The sequence below is a fragment of the Nocardioides sp. T5 genome (assembly GCF_048161455.1).
Lineage (GTDB): Bacteria > Actinomycetota > Actinomycetes > Propionibacteriales > Nocardioidaceae > Nocardioides.
This window is the reverse complement of the sequence record NZ_CP182415.1, coordinates 3,006,515-3,021,784: the sequence shown is the minus strand read 5'-3', so window position 1 is coordinate 3,021,784 and position 15,270 is coordinate 3,006,515. Positions and strand designations below refer to the sequence as shown.

The 15,270-nt window shown below is 71.7% G+C and carries 15 protein-coding genes; 11 read left to right on the top strand and 4 right to left on the bottom strand.

Annotated features, from left to right (window positions below):
• The first annotated feature begins 120 nt into the window (after positions 1–120).
• From ispG to ACNKF0_RS14730, 4 genes are all read left to right on the top strand, one after another.
• Positions 121–1,272, top strand: coding sequence for a flavodoxin-dependent (E)-4-hydroxy-3-methylbut-2-enyl-diphosphate synthase (gene ispG / locus ACNKF0_RS14745; protein WP_416953269.1), 1,152 nt, complete (start codon positions 121–123; stop codon positions 1,270–1,272).
• Between the two features lie 59 nt (positions 1,273–1,331).
• On the top strand, positions 1,332–2,183 hold the full coding sequence (locus ACNKF0_RS14740) for a GNAT family N-acetyltransferase (protein ID WP_416953267.1): 852 nt from the start codon (positions 1,332–1,334) through the stop codon (positions 2,181–2,183).
• A gap of 87 nt (positions 2,184–2,270) precedes the next feature.
• Positions 2,271–2,864: an RNA polymerase sigma factor gene (locus tag ACNKF0_RS14735; protein WP_299924236.1), complete on the top strand. Its 594-nt coding sequence runs from the start codon at positions 2,271–2,273 to the stop codon at positions 2,862–2,864.
• On the top strand, positions 2,861–3,319 hold the full coding sequence (locus ACNKF0_RS14730; RefSeq protein WP_299924233.1) for a hypothetical protein: 459 nt from the start codon (positions 2,861–2,863) through the stop codon (positions 3,317–3,319). Before ACNKF0_RS14735 ends, ACNKF0_RS14730 begins: the two co-directional genes overlap by 4 nt.
• A 15-nt stretch (positions 3,320–3,334) precedes the next feature.
• Here ACNKF0_RS14730 and ACNKF0_RS14725 read toward each other — a convergent pair whose 3' ends face one another.
• On the bottom strand, positions 3,335–4,609 hold the full coding sequence (locus ACNKF0_RS14725) for a S8 family peptidase (RefSeq protein ID WP_299924203.1): 1,275 nt from the start codon (positions 4,607–4,609) through the stop codon (positions 3,335–3,337).
• 80 nt (positions 4,610–4,689) lie between these two features.
• On the opposite strand from ACNKF0_RS14725, the gene ACNKF0_RS14720 reads away from it, so the two are divergent.
• Positions 4,690–7,272 (top strand): CHAT domain-containing protein, encoded by a 2,583-nt coding sequence (locus tag ACNKF0_RS14720; RefSeq protein ID WP_299924200.1) that lies wholly within the window; start codon positions 4,690–4,692, stop codon positions 7,270–7,272.
• Between the two features lie 82 nt (positions 7,273–7,354).
• On the opposite strand, the gene ACNKF0_RS14715 is transcribed toward ACNKF0_RS14720, so the two are convergent.
• Positions 7,355–8,329 carry a hypothetical protein gene (locus ACNKF0_RS14715; RefSeq protein ID WP_299924196.1) on the bottom strand — a complete coding sequence of 325 codons (975 nt, stop codon included), beginning with the start codon at positions 8,327–8,329 and terminating at the stop codon, positions 7,355–7,357.
• A gap of 120 nt (positions 8,330–8,449) precedes the next feature.
• Here ACNKF0_RS14715 and ACNKF0_RS14710 point away from each other — a divergent pair, with 120 nt between their 5' ends.
• The 3 genes from ACNKF0_RS14710 (at position 8,450) to ACNKF0_RS14700 (ending at position 11,917) form a co-directional block, all read left to right on the top strand.
• Positions 8,450–10,228, top strand: a complete 1,779-nt coding sequence (locus ACNKF0_RS14710) for a proline--tRNA ligase (RefSeq protein ID WP_416953263.1) — start codon at positions 8,450–8,452, stop codon at positions 10,226–10,228.
• 9 nt (positions 10,229–10,237) lie between these two features.
• Positions 10,238–11,116, top strand: a complete 879-nt coding sequence (locus ACNKF0_RS14705) for a hypothetical protein (RefSeq protein WP_416953261.1) — start codon at positions 10,238–10,240, stop codon at positions 11,114–11,116.
• 75 nt (positions 11,117–11,191) lie between these two features.
• The gene (locus ACNKF0_RS14700) at positions 11,192–11,917 is read left to right on the top strand and encodes an HAD family hydrolase (RefSeq protein ID WP_416953259.1); all 726 of its coding nucleotides are present in this window, start codon (positions 11,192–11,194) and stop codon (positions 11,915–11,917) included.
• Between the two features lie 225 nt (positions 11,918–12,142).
• Here the strand turns inward: ACNKF0_RS14700 and ACNKF0_RS14695 are convergent, their stop codons facing one another.
• Together ACNKF0_RS14695 and ACNKF0_RS14690 are read right to left on the bottom strand one after the other, a co-directional pair.
• The gene (locus ACNKF0_RS14695) at positions 12,143–12,577 is read right to left on the bottom strand and encodes a ferritin-like domain-containing protein (RefSeq protein WP_299924175.1); all 435 of its coding nucleotides are present in this window, start codon (positions 12,575–12,577) and stop codon (positions 12,143–12,145) included.
• Entirely contained in the window at positions 12,574–13,089 is a 516-nt protein-coding gene (locus ACNKF0_RS14690) for a hypothetical protein (RefSeq protein ID WP_416953257.1), read from the bottom strand. Before ACNKF0_RS14690 ends, ACNKF0_RS14695 begins: the two co-directional genes overlap by 4 nt.
• 116 nt (positions 13,090–13,205) lie before the next feature.
• On the opposite strand from ACNKF0_RS14690, the gene rimP reads away from it, so the two are divergent.
• From rimP to ACNKF0_RS14675, 3 genes are all read left to right on the top strand, one after another.
• Positions 13,206–13,721 carry a ribosome maturation factor RimP gene (rimP, locus tag ACNKF0_RS14685; RefSeq protein WP_416953255.1) on the top strand — a complete coding sequence of 172 codons (516 nt, stop codon included), beginning with the start codon at positions 13,206–13,208 and terminating at the stop codon, positions 13,719–13,721.
• Positions 13,721–14,716 (top strand): transcription termination factor NusA, encoded by a 996-nt coding sequence (gene nusA, locus ACNKF0_RS14680; RefSeq protein ID WP_299924166.1) that lies wholly within the window; start codon positions 13,721–13,723, stop codon positions 14,714–14,716. Before rimP ends, nusA begins: the two co-directional genes overlap by 1 nt.
• Positions 14,717–14,854: 138 nt before the next feature.
• Positions 14,855–15,196 carry a YlxR family protein gene (locus ACNKF0_RS14675; RefSeq protein WP_416953252.1) on the top strand — a complete coding sequence of 114 codons (342 nt, stop codon included), beginning with the start codon at positions 14,855–14,857 and terminating at the stop codon, positions 15,194–15,196.
• The last annotated feature ends 74 nt before the right edge of the window (positions 15,197–15,270 follow it).

Here is a 15,270-nt window from a genome sequence, read left to right as displayed (position 1 = left end):
CGTGATCGACGGACAGGGCTACCGGCCCGTGGAATCCTGCGGGGGTCGCCGCTGTCCGGGCGTGCGCGGGAGGCGTGCCCGAGCAGCGGTGTCCTGCCGTCCGGCCCGTACGATGAGGCCATGACTTCTGTCGGCCTGGGCATGCCCGCCCTCCCGCCCCCCGTCCTGGCACCGCGCCGCAAGACCCGCCAGATCAAGGTGGGGTCCGTGGGCGTCGGCAGCGACTCGCCGATCTCGGTCCAGTCGATGACCACGACGCTGACCTCCGACGTGAACTCGACCCTCCAGCAGATCGCCGAGCTCACCGCCACGGGCTGCGACATCGTGCGCGTGGCGTGCCCGAGCCAGGACGACGCCGACGCGCTGCCGGAGATCGCGCAGCACTCGCAGATCCCGGTGATCGCCGACATCCACTTCCAGCCGAAGTACGTCTTCGCCGCCATCGACGCCGGCTGCGCGGCCGTCCGGGTCAACCCGGGCAACATCCGCAAGTTCGACGACCAGGTCAAGGAGATCGCCCGGGCCGCCAAGGACCGCGGCACCTCGATCCGGATCGGCGTCAACGCCGGCTCGCTCGACAAGCGCATCCTCGACAAGTACGGCAAGGCCACGCCCGAGGCGCTCGTCGAGTCGGCCGTGTGGGAGGCGAGCCTGTTCGAGGAGCACGACTTCCACGACTTCAAGATCTCGGTCAAGCACAACGACCCTGTCGTGATGGTGCGCGCCTACGAGCTGCTCGCCGAGGCGGGCGACTGGCCGCTGCACCTCGGCGTCACCGAGGCCGGCCCCGCCTTCCAGGGCACCATCAAGTCCGCGGTCGCCTTCGGCCACCTGCTCAGCAAGGGCATCGGCGACACCATCCGCGTCTCGCTGTCCGCGCCGCCGGTCGAGGAGGTCAAGGTCGGCCTCCAGATCCTGGAGTCGCTCAACCTCAAGCCGCGCCGGCTCGAGATCGTCTCCTGCCCGAGCTGCGGTCGCGCGCAGGTCGACGTCTACAAGCTCGCCGAGGAGGTCACCGCCGGCCTCGAGGGCATGGAGGTGCCGCTGCGCGTCGCCGTCATGGGCTGCGTCGTCAACGGTCCGGGTGAGGCCCGCGAGGCCGACCTCGGTGTCGCCTCCGGCAACGGCAAGGGCCAGATCTTCGTCAAGGGCGAGGTCATCAAGACCGTCCCGGAGTCGCAGATCGTGGAGACCCTCATCGAGGAGGCCATGCGCATCGCCGAGGGGATGGAGCCGATCGAGGGTGCCGAAGCCAGCGTCAGCGTCTCCTGACGGCCTCGGCGGGTGGTCCCGCTGGTCCCGCGACGTCGCGCACCCCTAGGCTCACGAAGGTGCTGAGGACCCGCGAGCAGGTGCGCGTGCTGGGCCCGGGCGACCGGGACGCCTTCATCGCGCTCGCGGAGCAGGACCCGGTCGTCAACGTCTTCGCCGACTACCGCGCCCGCCTCACCAACCTCGACGAGCGGTGGCTCGGAGGTCAGGTGTGGGGCCGCTTCGACGGGGACCGGCTCGTCGCGGGCTGTCACCTGGGGGCCAACCTGGTCCCGGTGCAGTGCACTCCGCACGACGTGGGTGCGTTCGCCGACGTGGCGCTGCGGCGCCGCAACACCGTCGGCACCATCGTCGGACCCGCTGACGTGGTGGCCGCGCTGTGGGAGGTGATCGAGCCGCGCTGGGCCAGGCCTCGCGAGCTCCGGCTCGACCAGCCGCACCTCGAGATGGGCCGGCTCCCGACGATCGCTGCGGACCCCCACGTGCGGGTCACCACGCCGCTCGACCTCGACGTGCTCTACCCGGCGTGCGTGGCGATGTACACCGAGGAGGTCGGCGTCTCCCCGGAGAACGACGCGGGCGGGGGAGACCTCTACCGCGCGCGGATCCAGCAGCTGATCGGCCGGGGCTGGTCGATGGCGAGCTTCGACGACCAGGGCGTGGTCTTCAAGGCCGAGGTCGCCTGCGTGACGCCGTACGCCGCCCAGGTGCAGGGCGTGTGGGTCCGTCCCGACCGCAGGGGCGAGGGGCTGTCGAGCAGCGGCATGGCGGCCGTGGTCTCCCACGTCATCGGCTCCGGCATGGCGCCGGTCGTCTCGCTCTACGTCAACGAGTGGAACACCCCCGCGCGGGCGGCGTACGCACGGGTCGGGTTCGTGCAGACGGCGACCTTCGCGACGCTGATGTTCTAGTGCTGGAGCCGGCCGAAAAACATTTGTCCGAGGTGTATCACGCAGGGGTGTACGCGCACCTGAGCTGACATGGGGACAATGGTCGTCATGTCAGAGGACCGAAGGACTGAGGGGCAGTCCGAGCAGTCACCGTGGGACATGGCCAGTGGGGCGTTCATCGCCTGGCGTTCGGGGGACGCCGGAGCGATGGACGAGCTGGTGACCACGATGACGCCGATCCTGTGGCACGTGGTGAGGGCCTACGGCCACGACCGTCAGAGCGCCGAGGACGTGGTCCAGGCGACCTGGCTCGGTTTCGTACGGCTCCACCGGACCATCGAGGACCCACAGGCGGTCGCGTCCTGGCTGATCACCTCAGCCAGGCGCGGCGCCGCCGCGCAAGCCCGGGCCGCACGACGTGCGACCCCGGTGCAGGACGAGACGCTGCACGCCGCCCTCCCGGATGCGGAGTCGGCCGAGGCGTCCGCCGTGCGCGACGACGAGGCGGCACGGCTCTGGGGGGCCGTGGCGTCCGTCGACGAACGTTGCCGCAAGCTGCTGAGAGTCGTGGCCTTCATGGACCGCCCCGACTACCAGTCGATCAGCCAGGACCTCGACATGCCCGTCGGGAGCATCGGCCCCACCCGGGCCCGGTGCCTGGCCAAGGTCCGGACCGCCCTGATGAAAGGAGGCGAGCGATGACTGATGGGGACGCCGCTCTCCTCGAGGAACTGCGTGACATGTGGATGACCTACGACCCGCCGCCGCCCGGCCTCGTCGCGACGATGATCGCCGCCGTCGCTGCCGCCGACCTCGACGAGGAGTGGGAGATGCTCACCCTGGTCCGTGACTCGCGTGACGAGCCCGCTGCCCAGGTGAGGGGGCTCGCCACGTCGCGGATCCTCTACTTCACCGCCGCCGAGGGCTGGTCGCTCGACGCCGAGCTCGACGAGGGCCAGGTGCGCGGACAGCTGCTGGACTTCGACGGTGACATGGGGACCGTCGAGGTGGTGGTCGAGACGACCGACGGGCAGAGCTGGACCACCGGCCTCGACGAGGTGGGGTTCTTCGCCCTCGTCGCGGAGCCGACCGGTTCGGTCCGCTTCACGGTGCGCGACGGCGACCGCTCGGCGACCAGCCGCTGGATCGAGCTCTGAGGCGCCGGCCCTTCCTCAGGGGTGGGGGTAGGGCTGGCGCAGCTCCATGTGGGGGCCCACCAGCGGGTCGGAGTCGTAGACCGCGCGGGCGAGCACCGCGTCGCGGGCATCGGCCGCTGACGAGCCGGTCTCGCTGATCTCGCGGGCGATCAGGCCGGCCACGATCGGTGCCGCGAAGGACGTGCCGCTCCACCGCGCCAGACCGGTGCCGAACACCCGCACGTCCCCCTTGTTGGGCGTCTCGTGGCATTCGAAGGTGCCGTCGGGGAACGCGTTCACGATGTTGCGGCCGAGCGCGTAGACGTCCGCAGAGACGCCGTAGTTGGAGAAGGACGAGACGCGACCGTCCCGGTCGAGCGAGCCCACGCCGACGGCCCAGGGGAAGGCGGCAGGCCAGAACGGTGCTGCCCACGAGTCGTTACCGGCTGCCGCGACGAGCACGCAGTCCTCGCCCTTGAGGTGACGCCGGTAGAACCGCGAGAAGGCGATCGACGGCAGGTCGAGGCGGGTGCGGCAGCCTGCGGACAGGTTGATCACCTGCGGCTTGCGGGCCATGGCTTCCTCGAGCTGGCGCACCATCTCGGACTCCAGGATGCCGCCACCGCCCACACCGCCGATGGCGAAGCCCTCTACGAACACCGTCGTCAGGGGCGCCATGCAGCGCACGACCCCGGCGATGAAGGTCCCGTGCCCGGCGTAGGGGCGCAGGTCCGGACCGTTGAGCTCGTCGTCGCCGTCGACTCCCTTGAGCCAGGGCGTGCGGGGGTCGTTGCCGGACGGAGGGTTCCAGCCGGTGTCGACGACCACGACGCGCACGTCGTGGCCCTCGTCCTGCGGGGCGACCGGCGGCCACGGCTCGGTCAGCCCGGTCTCCTCGGGCTCCACAGCCGGGCATGCGGTGCCGCCTCCGGGGGACACGTGGACCCAGTGGTCGGGTGACGCGAGGCCTTGGCGCAGGCCGCCTCGTTCCAGCAGCTCGAGCACGTCGGGCACCGACTCGCCACCGGAGCGCTCCGCCAGCACGTAGCGCACGAGGTCGCCACCCAGCAGGAGCACGTCGTCGCGTCGGGGGGGCTCACCCAGGATGTCTTTGTCGAGCCGCGCGACAGCCGCCTCGAACTCGTCCACGTCCTCGGCTCCCACGAGCACGTGGTCGGGATGGAAGAGGTAGGTGAAGTCCGCGGGTGCCTCCGTGTCCCAGGCCACCTGTCCGTCGTTGGCCTCGCGAAGCTCGCGGAGCTGGTCGGTGCTGCGTCGCCGTCGGTCGTCACCGATCTTCCAGTCGCCCATGGCACGACGCTAGTGCTGTACAGGCGGCCCTGACGAGGGTTTCGCCACAACTTGATGGTCGGATCGGCAAGGATGACGGTGTGGACCGGGTCGACGCGGAGGAGCTGCTCCGCACGCTCTTCGCCGATCCGGCGGGTGCCAGGCGCACCGCGTTGAGGGAGCTTGTGTCCGACCCGGACCCTGCACTGGCATCGATCGGCCACCAGGTGGTCGGCATCGTGCAGCGAGACCTGGGTGAGACCGAGGACGCGCTGCTCCAACTGCGGAGGGCCGTCACACTGGCTCGCCGGACGGACAGAGAACGAGAGGCCGACGTCAGGGCGACGCTCGGTGTGACGCTCGTCCAGGCGGGGCGCACGCGGGACGGTCTGTCGCAGCTCGACCGTGCGGTCGCCACGCTCGGCGGCGTGCCGCTCGCACGAGCTCTGGTGAGGCGAGCCCGTGTGCTCAGCTTCAACCTCGAGAAGGTCGAGGAGGGTGCAGCCGACCTGGCTCACGCCCTCCGGCTGCTGGACGGGTCGGGAGACGAGGTCTGGCGAGCGCGTGCCCTCAACCTCGAAGGAATCACCCGGGGATGGCTGGGCGACCTCGACGCCGCGCGCCGCAGGTTCACGGAGTCGCTCGACGTCTACACCGCGCTCGGGATGGGCTGGGATGCTGCCAACGCCGTCCAGAACCTGGGCTGGGTCGCGTCGCTCGAGGGTGACCTGCCGCGGGCGTTGGAGCGCTACGCCGAGGCGAGCAGCAGGTTCGATGACCTCGGCATCACCAGCGTCGACCTCGTCTACGACCAGTGCGGCGCCTACCTCGCCGCAGGCCTCGCCGCCGATGCCCTCGGCATCGTGGAGCGTGCCCTCTCAGCGCGCCCGCTGGCCGAGGTCGAGCGGGCCGACGTGCTGCTCGTACTGGCCGGGGCGGCCCATGCAGCCGGCGACCACTCGCGTGCCCGATCGGCTGCGGAGGACGCGTGCCGGCTCTACCGGCGACATGGTCAGGAGCAGCACTGGGTGAGGGCCGAGCTGATCGCGATCTGGGCGCGTGCTGACTCAACGGATCGACCCGACCGACTGCTCCGCCGACTCGAGTCCCTCATCGACGCGGCCCGGATGCGCGCCGCTCCTGAGCTCCCCCAGGCCCTGCTCCTCGGCGCCCGGGTCGCCCGCCGCGTACGTGGTCCTCGGGCCCTGCGCCTGCTGGACGGCTGGCTCGAGGAGGCTGCGGTCTTCCGCCACGCATCTCTCGGCACCACCCGGGCATTGGGCTGGCTGGCCGAGGCTCGGCGGCGCGAGGTCGCCGGGCAGGTCGGTGGTGTTCTGCGAGCGTGCGAGCGCGGCCTCCTCGCGCTCGACGAGCATGCTGCGACCTTCGGCAGCCACGAACTGCGGGCGTTGTCCTCCCGCCACGGCGCGGACCTCGCCGAGCTCGGCACCCGCACGGCCCTGCGGTCGGGTGACGCCCGCCAGCTGCTTCGGTGGTCCGAACGCTGGCGCGCTACTTCACTGGCGCTGCCGGCGACCGCGTCCGGCCATGACCCGGAGACGGCCGCTGACCTCGCGGCGCTGCGTGCGCAGCACCAACGGCTGGCCGAGGCGCGGGTCGCAGGCGCCCCGGTCGAACGCCTCGAGGCGCGCGCGACGCGCTTGGAGCAGGCTGTCCGCCAGCGGCTCTTCCACGCTCGAGGTGGTGAGCGGACCGCGGACTCGTTCGACGTCCCCGCCCTGCTGGGTGCGCTGGCAGAGGACGACACCGTCCTGGTCGAGCTGACCGAGGTGGACGGCGTCCTGCACGCACTCGTGGCGGGTCGCGGCCGCGTACGCCGTCGTGTGGTCGGTGACGCCGCAGCCGCTGCCGCCGCGGTGGACTTCGCACTGTTCACGCTCCGCCAGGCCGCGCGTGGGCGGCGGGCGCAGCTCGACGTCGCCGGCGCCCGGCTCGAGCGTGCCCTGCTCGGGAGCGCGCTCGACGGGGTCGGGGACCAGCGGGTCGTGGTCTGCGCCCCGGCCGCACTCCAAGGCGTCCCGTGGGGGCTGCTGCCGGCGCTGGCGCGCCGACCCGTGACGGGCACCCCGTCGGCGCGGCTGTGGCTGCGGGCTCGTACCTCGAAGCCTGCCGACGACCGTCGGGTGATGCTCGTCGGCCCGGGTCTCGGGAGCGGCGGCGCCGAGGTGCCGGCCGTGGCGGCCGACGACCCGCAGGCCCAGGTGCTCGACGGCGATGAGGCCACCGTCGCCGCTGCGCTCGTCGCGCTCGACGGGGCGGCGCTGGCGCATGTCGCCGCACACGGTCACTTCCGCGAGGACAGCCCGCTCTTCTCCTCGCTCACGATGGCCGACGGGCCGCTCCTCGTCCACGACCTCCAGGGGCTCGAGCGGCCGCCGCACCGGGTGGTGCTCTCGGCCTGCGAGTCGGGTGTCATGCAACCGGTGGGCGACCAGGAGCTGCTCGGCCTGGCGGCCGCGCTGCTGTCCATGGGCACCGCCGGCGTCGTCTCGAGCCTCGCCGAGGTCGACGACGCCGCCACCGTGGAGGTGATGGTCGCGCTCCACGCCCGGCTCCGGCAGGGCGGTGGGCTCGGAGACGCGATGCTCGCCGCCCGCGAAGCGGCCGGCGGCGACCCCGTGCTCGCCGCCACCGCCGCGTCGTTCACCGTCCTGGGGACCTGAGCACCACGCGATACCTGAGGACATGGTGAACGTGGTTCGACCACGAATCCGTTCATCGTGTCCTCAGATATCCGGCGAGCGGTCAGGGCGTGCGGACCTTCACCGGGTCGGTCGCGTTCTCGCAGGCGTCGAGCGTGCAACGTACTGTCGCGGACTTCCGCTTGCCGTTGACGTTGAGCAGCAGCGTGCCCGGCGACTCCCAGCCCCAGCTGCCGAACCAGTTCGTCGAGTACGTCGCCAGCCGGGTGCCGTCGACCTCGCGCAGGCGGATCTCACCGGGGCCGAGCCCGTCGGTGAGGATGTGGAAGGTGAGCATCTCCGTGCCGTCGGGGGAGATGGCGGCGACCCGGTCCCGGCAGGACCTCCAGACCTTCACGTTCGGGCGGCTCAGCCGCACGAGCTGCATGCAGCCGCCGAGGTACGGGTCCTTCGTGTAGGTCACGAGCAGGTCGTGCTCGATGCTCGCGGTCCCGGTGAGCCTGCGGGTCAGCGGGCGGCGTACCTCGTCGCGGCCGAAGTTCCACCAGAATGTCCGCGTCGTGGTCCGCACGAGCACCTTCGCGCCGCTCGACGCCACGACCTCGGGCCAGCCTCCGAACGTGCGGGACGCGACCTCGGTTCCGTCGACGACCGCCCACACCTTGACCGTCGCACGCGACCTCCCGGTGTCGGGGACCCCGAGGAGCGAGCTGCCGTCCTCGGTGACCTGGACGACTGCCGGGTCGACGCCGCGAAGCACGGTGCGCACGGTGCCGTCGGGCATCACGTGCACGACGCGGCCGCCACGGCGTTCGCCCACGGCGTTGGTCCGGTGCGTCCCCACCATCCAGCCGCCCGACGACGCTCCGATGATGCGCGCCTCCGTGCCGGGCAGCTCGATGCGACGCTCGCCGTCGACGAAGACGCCGTCCTCGATGTGGGGCACGGCGATGTCGGCGCCGCGCGCCAGCCGCTGCGGCTGCAGCTCGACGGTGGGTGCCGCGGCCTGGGCCGGTACGGCGAGCGCGGCGCCCACCGTCAGTGCCGAGATGAGTGCTGTGGCCGTCGTACGACGCATGGATCTCCCCCTGGGGTGTGTGGTCCTGGTACGGAGACGTCGCGGGACGGACCGTGGTTGCGCGGCCGGCGTACGAATCTGGTTCGCGACGCCATACGGCCCACCCCTATCGTTGCGCCCATGACCGGCCGCCTCCTCCGCATGTCGACCCTGTTCGTGCGCACCCTGCGCGACGACCCCAACGACGCCGAGGTGCCGAGCCACAGGCTGCTCGTCCGCGCCGGCTACATCCGCCGGGCGGCGCCCGGCATCTACACCTGGCTCCCGCTGGGCCTGCGGGTGCTCCGCAAGATCGAGGACATCATCCGCGAGGAGATGGACGACATGGGCGCGCAGGAGCTGTCGTTCCCCGCCCTGCTGCCCAAGGAGCCCTACGAGGCCACCGGTCGCTGGGCCGACTACGGCCCCAACATCTTCCGGCTCCAGGACCGCAAGGGCGGCGACTACCTCCTCGGGCCCACCCACGAGGAGATGTTCACCCTGGTCGTGAAGGACCTCTACTCGTCCTACAAGGACCTGCCGCTCTCGATCTACCAGATCCAGACCAAGTACCGCGACGAGGCACGGCCCCGCGCCGGCCTGCTGCGCGGTCGCGAGTTCATCATGAAGGACTCCTACTCCTTCGACATCGACGACGCCGGGCTCGAGGAGTCCTACCAGAAGCACCGCGACGCCTACATCCGGATCTTCGACCGGCTCGGCTTCGAGTACGTCATCGTCAAGGCGACCTCGGGCGCGATGGGCGGCTCGGCCAGCGAGGAGTTCCTCGCCAAGGCCGAGGTCGGCGAGGACACCTACGTCCGCTGCACGCACTGCGACTACGCCGCCAACGTCGAGGCCGTCACCGTCCCGGCCCCGCCCGCGCTCCCGTACGACGACGCGCCCGCCGCGCACGCCGAGGACACGCCCGACACGCCGACCATCGACACCCTCGTCGCCCACCTCGACGCGGCCCACCCCCGTGAGGACCGTCCCTGGACCGCGGGCGACACCCTCAAGAACGTGATGGTCGTCCTCAAGCACCCCGACGGCACCCGCGAGCCGCTCGCGATCGGCGTGCCCGGCGACCGCGAGGTCGACCAGAAGCGACTCGAGGGCCAGCTCGAGCCGATCGAGGTCGAGGCGATGGACGAGGCCGAGATGGCCAAGCACCCCGCCCTGGTCAAGGGCTACATCGGCCCCGAGGTGCTGGGGGAGGAGTCCAAGTCCGGGATCCGCTACCTCGTCGACCCCCGGGTCGCGGAGGGCACGCGCTGGGTGACCGGCGCCAACGTCCCGGGCTCCCACGTGCTCGACCTCGTGGTCGGCCGTGACTTCACCCCCGACGGCACCATCGAGGCGGCCGACGTGCGCGACGGCGACGCCTGCCCCAACTGCAGCGAGGGCACCCTCGAGTCCGCCCGCGGAGTCGAGATGGGCCACATCTTCCAGCTCGGCCGCAAGTACGCCGACGCGCTCGGCCTCAAGGTGCTGGACGAGAACGGCAAGCTCGTCACCGTCACGATGGGCTCCTACGGCATCGGCCCCTCGCGCGCCGTGGCCGCCATCGCCGAGGGCACGCTCGATGACATCGGCCTGTGCTGGCCGCGCAACGTCGCCCCCGCCGACGTCCACATCGTCGCCGCCGGCAAGGACGAGGCGGTCTTCGCCGCCGCCGAGGTGCTCGCCCAGGACCTCAAGGCCGCCGGCGTCGAGGTGCTCCTCGACGACCGCACCGGCAAGGTCAGCCCCGGCGTGAAGTTCAAGGACGCCGAGCTGATCGGCGTGCCGACGATCGTCACCGTCGGCCGCGGCCTGGCCGACGGCAATGTCGAGGTCCGCGACCGCCGCACCGGCGACCGCGAGGACGTCGCCGTCGGCTCCGCGGTCGCGCGGATCACCGAGATCGTCCGCAGCTAGGTCCACCGCGTGCGCTGGTCGAGGAGGGGCGAAGTCCCGTCACGAGACCTTGAAGCGTGGCGCGAGCACCTCGTCGCGATCCGTCCGGACGCCGACGTCGGCGAGGCCGACTGGTGGGAGACGGACTGGCCGGACGGCACGCCGCCCGCCGTCGGGTTCCTCATCCCGCGCGGCTTCGAGGCGTACGCGCGGGTCCTGCACCCGGCGTGGCTCCGCGACGACACGGGGACACGCGTGCGCTGGTCGGAGGTGGCGGCCGAGTGCGGCACGACGCTGCACCCAGAGGCGCAGTGGCACCGGATCGCCGGCGGTCGCGACCTGGACCCCCGCGGTGCAAGTGCCGACCCCGAGCTGTGGCCGGGCGAGGCGCCGGCGCGCGGCAACCTCGAGCGCCCCGACCTCGAGGCGCTGGCCGACGTGTTCGGCCGGTACACCGCGATGCCCGGGCGGACGTTCGTAGGTTTCTGGGTGGGCTACGGAACCTGGCCGGCGGCGTGGTCCGGCATGCCGACCGCCCCGATGACTCCGTGCGAGTGCCACCTCTTCGACCGGCCGCTGGCCGACGTGCCGACGCTGTGTGCAGAGGCCCCGGCCCTTGCGTACGCCCTCGGCACGCCGACCGGCGTCAGCACGGTCGTCGGTGGTGGGCGCCCACCCACGCCTGACGAGCAGTTCGAGATGTGGGCTCCGCACCAGTGGCAGTCGCCAAGCGCGTGGTGGCCAGCCGACCACGCCTGGGCGACCTCGAGCGTCATGGATCTCGACTCGACCCTGGTGGGCGGCAGCCGAGCCCTCGTCGACGACCTGCTCGCCGACGACCGTCTCGAGGTCCTGCCGTGGCCGGTCGACGGATCCCTGTGGTCCGACGCCGACACGATCAACGCGTGATCGTGGAGGATCCGGGTCACCTGGTGGCTCAGATCCTCCACGATCCCGCTGCTTGCCCCCGATAGGTTCGCGCCCATGGCTCACACGCGCATCGAGGCGGTCATCTTCGACTGGGGCGGCACGCTGACCCGGTGGCACGACGTGGACTTCCACGCCGAGTCGCTGGCCCTCGCGGAGGCGGTCCGTCGTACGCCCTCGCCCGACGACGACCACCACGCGCACGCCGAGCGCCTGCACCGCGCGGGTGACGTCGTGTGGGGCCGCAGCCGTGACCACCAGCAGAGCGCCACCATCGGTGACCTCTTCGCCGAGGCGGGTCTCGACCACGATCCCGACCTGCTGAGCGCCTACTACGAGTTCTGGGAGCCGCACACGCTCACCGACCCCGAGGTGCGACCGATGTGGGAGGAGCTCCGCTCGACCGGGATCAAGGTCGGCGTGCTCTCCAACACCGTCTGGCCCCGCGAGTGGCACGTCGGCTTCTTCGAGCGGGACGGGGTGTACGACCTCGTCGACGGCGACGTCTACACCAGCGAGGTCCCGTGGACGAAGCCGTCGCCGCTGGCGTTCGGCGCCGCGATGGAGGCGGTCGGGGTGAGCGACCCGGCGGCCTGTGTCTACGTGGGGGACCGGCTCTTCGACGACGTGTGGGGCGCCCACAACGCCGGCCTCCGGGCGATCCACGTCCCCCACAGCACGATCCCGGTCAACCAGGTCGGCCACACCGAGGGGGAGCCCGACGCGACGGTCACCTCCCTGAGCGAGATCCCCGCCGTCGTACGGCGTCTCGACGCCTCCTGAGCGTGACATTTCTGCAACTTCGTGCGTTGCAGGAACATGCAAGCGGTACATGCTTTCGGATCGCCCGGATCGAATGCATGATTGTGCATGTCGCTCCACCACCCCCACAGGTTGGGCGACACAGGGTGATGCTGACCAACCCCATGGAGCGGTCCGCGTCCTCGGCCTTTGGGAGAGATCTCGGGACTTTCCCAAAGGCTGAGGCCGCGGGCCGCTTTCCCTGTCTCACGGCTGGTCGAGCTCGGGTGCTCCCGGCCACGTCTCGGCGGTGCTGCCCAGACGGAGCTGCCAGACCGCGGACCACGTCGCCTCGGTGAGCGCCCACTCGCGCACGGAGCCGCTCGACTGCGCGACCAGCGCGACGAGCACCTCGACGCTCCCTGCCTCGAGCTCCGCTGCGGCGCGGGCGAGCTGTGGAGGACGGAGCAGCGCACCGTCGAGGTCGTAGGCCGCGTCGGCAGCGACGGGGTCCCCTCCGGCGTCGCCCACCATGAGCCGCAGCTGGTCGCGGCGCGCCCGGTGGCGGCGGTAGCCGGCCGTCATCGTCTCGAAGAGCTCGGGTGAGGTCGCCTGCGACGTCCGCGCGCCGAGCACCCCGTAGGCGTAGAGCGCGGCGTGCTCGTCGGCCAGCGTCGTCTGGAGGGCGTCGAGGACGGTCACGGGCCCTCCCCGCCGGTAGTCGGGTCGGCGAGCGCGGCCCCGTGCTGGGCGGTGGACGCGGCCATGCTGGCCAGCACCCGGGCGAGGTCGCCGCTGGCCGCGCCGACGCAACCGCGGCGCACCTCGCGCAGCAGGCGCTGCTCCGAGCGGCGTACGACGCCCAGGACCCGCGCCCGGTCGCCCGCGATCGTGGTCGGTGCCGGCGCGGGGACGTCGGTGTCGGCGACCGCGCCGGCCAGCACCTCGAGGTGGGCGGCGTGGGAGGTCGCGACCGGTGCGAGCAGCGGCGTCAGGTCGGGCACCGAGAGGGTCGCCGCCTCCACGACCGACCGGGCGCGGACCAGTGCGGCGACGACCGCGGCCACCAGCTCCGAGTCCTCCGGCGGGGGCGGCGACGGTGCCGCGGACCCGCCCGCGCGGGGCGGCGGGTCGATGTCGCAGGCGGCCAGCGCCAGCGGCGAGGCGAGTGCCGCGCCCACCGTCGTACGACGGGTCAGTGGACGTCCGGGCACCCCCTGACCCTATCCGCCCGGCTGGCCGGTCCGGACCGGCCGCCGGTGTTTGTCGCGGCCCACCCGATGGCGGCTATCGTGGTCCTCGGACAACTACACAAGGAGGTCGAAACCCGATGAGCACCCCCCACCAGGACGCCACCCGGGACCGCATCGAGGCGGAGCTGGTCGACCCCTTGCGAGCGATGGCGCTCGACGTCGAGGCCGTCGAGGTGACGCCCGCCGGCAAGCGCCGGGTGCTGCGCGTCGCCGTCGACAAGGACGGCGGAGTGACCCTCGACGACGTCGCCGACGCGACGCGCGAGGTCTCCCGGGTCCTCGACGAGTCCGACGTGATGGGCGAGATGCCCTACACGCTCGAGGTGACCTCGCGCGGCGTCGACCGTCCCCTCACCCTGCCGCGCCACTGGCGGCGCAACGAGGACCGCCTCGTCAAGGCCACGCTCGCCGACGGGTCCAGCCTGACCGGCCGCATCCTGTCCTCCACGGAGGACTCGGTGACCCTCGAGGTCTCCGGCACGAAGCGCGAGGTCGCCTACGCCGAGGTGACCAAGGCGCTCGTGCAGATCGAGTTCAACCGCAAGACCGGCAAGACCGACAAGCACGACGAGCACGACGAGAAGGACGACTGATGGACATCGACCTGAGCATCCTGCGCATGCTGGAGCGGGAGAAGGAGATCTCCTTCGAGGTGCTGGCCGAGGCCATCGAGCAGGCCCTGCTCACCGCCTACCAGCGCGCGACCGAGTCCTCGCACCCCGCGCGGGTCGAGCTGGACCGCAAGACCGGGCACGTCACCGTCTGGGCGCGCGAGCTCGACGAGGACGGCACGGCCGGGCCGGAGTACGACGACACCCCCCAGGGGTTCGGCCGCATCGCGGCGACGACCGCCAAGCAGGTCATGCTGCAGCGGCTGCGCGACGCCGAGGACGAGAAGACGTTCGGCGAGTTCTCCGGCAAGGAGGGCGACATCATCTCGGGCACCATCCAGCAGGGGCGCAACCCCGACGACGTCATGGTCGACCTGGGCAAGCTCGAGGCCATCCTGCCGATCAGCGAGCGCGTGCCGGGGGAGAAGTACGTCCACGGCGAGCGCATCAAGTGCCTGGTGACGTCGGTCCGCAAGGGGATGCGCGGCCCACAGATCACCCTGTCCCGGTCCCACCCGACGCTGGTCAAGAGGCTCTTCGCCCTCGAGGTCCCCGAGATCGCCGACGGCACCGTCGAGGTCGCCGCCATCGCCCGCGAGGCCGGTCACCGCACCAAGATCGCCGTGCACTCCACCGTCCCCGGGGTCAATGCCAAGGGAGCCTGCATCGGTCCGATGGGCCAGCGCGTGCGCAACGTGATGAGCGAGCTGCACGGCGAGAAGATCGACATCGTCGACTGGGCCGAGGACCCGGCGGAGCTGGTGGCGCACGCCCTCTCGCCGGCCCGCGTGACTGCCGTGGAGATCGTCGACCTGGCCGCGCGCTCGTGCCGCGTCGTCGTACCCGACTTCCAGCTCTCCCTCGCCATCGGCAAGGAGGGGCAGAACGCCCGCCTCGCCGCCCGCCTCACCGGCTGGCGCATCGACATCCGCTCCGACGAGGCCCCCGCCCCCGATGAAGCGACCAACGACGAGTGAGGAACGAGCCCGGCGTGTGGGGTCGACCAGGTTGAGCAAGCGACGCGACTGAGGCACGAAGTCGCACGAGCGCGTCGAAACCAGGCCACGGGCTCCCAGTTCGTAAACCACTGGCCGCACCGGCTAGAGTGGACGCCAGTGGCCACCACGTCTGACACCTCTGCGCCCGGACCTGTCCGGACCTGTGTGGGTTGTCGGGCGAAGGCCGCTGCGAGCGAGCTGCTCCGCGTGGTCGCAGGCTCGGACGTCGAGGGCAGACCTGCCCTGGTGCCCGATCCGGACCGCCGGGCACCAGGCCGCGGGGCGCACGTGCACCCCACGTCCGAGTGTTGGCAGCTCGCGGTGCGACGCCGAGCGTTTCCCCGGGCCCTCCGCTCGGGTGAGGGGCTCAGCACGGCGCCGGTGGCCGACCACCTCGCCGAGATCCACCAGTCCGATTCACCGCAGCACCGACCAGAAACTGGAGCACACAGCTCATGAGCACTCGATGAGTAACTCGTAATGAGTGTGCACACCCACTAGCTGCTCCGTTTCCCCTCCACCTTCTGGGGTCA

Coding starts and splice junctions, on each gene's coding strand:
- ACNKF0_RS14715 (WP_299924196.1), bottom strand. CDS start 8,329: ATGCGTCGTACGACGGCCACAGCACTCATCTCGGCACTGACGGTGGGC.
- rimP (WP_416953255.1), top strand. CDS start 13,206: ATGAGCACCCCCCACCAGGACGCCACCCGGGACCGCATCGAGGCGGAG.
- ACNKF0_RS14725 (WP_299924203.1), bottom strand. CDS start 4,609: ATGGGCGACTGGAAGATCGGTGACGACCGACGGCGACGCAGCACCGAC.
- ACNKF0_RS14735 (WP_299924236.1), top strand. CDS start 2,271: ATGTCAGAGGACCGAAGGACTGAGGGGCAGTCCGAGCAGTCACCGTGG.
- ispG (WP_416953269.1), top strand. CDS start 121: ATGACTTCTGTCGGCCTGGGCATGCCCGCCCTCCCGCCCCCCGTCCTG.
- nusA (WP_299924166.1), top strand. CDS start 13,721: ATGGACATCGACCTGAGCATCCTGCGCATGCTGGAGCGGGAGAAGGAG.
- ACNKF0_RS14730 (WP_299924233.1), top strand. CDS start 2,861: ATGACTGATGGGGACGCCGCTCTCCTCGAGGAACTGCGTGACATGTGG.
- ACNKF0_RS14700 (WP_416953259.1), top strand. CDS start 11,192: ATGGCTCACACGCGCATCGAGGCGGTCATCTTCGACTGGGGCGGCACG.
- ACNKF0_RS14710 (WP_416953263.1), top strand. CDS start 8,450: ATGACCGGCCGCCTCCTCCGCATGTCGACCCTGTTCGTGCGCACCCTG.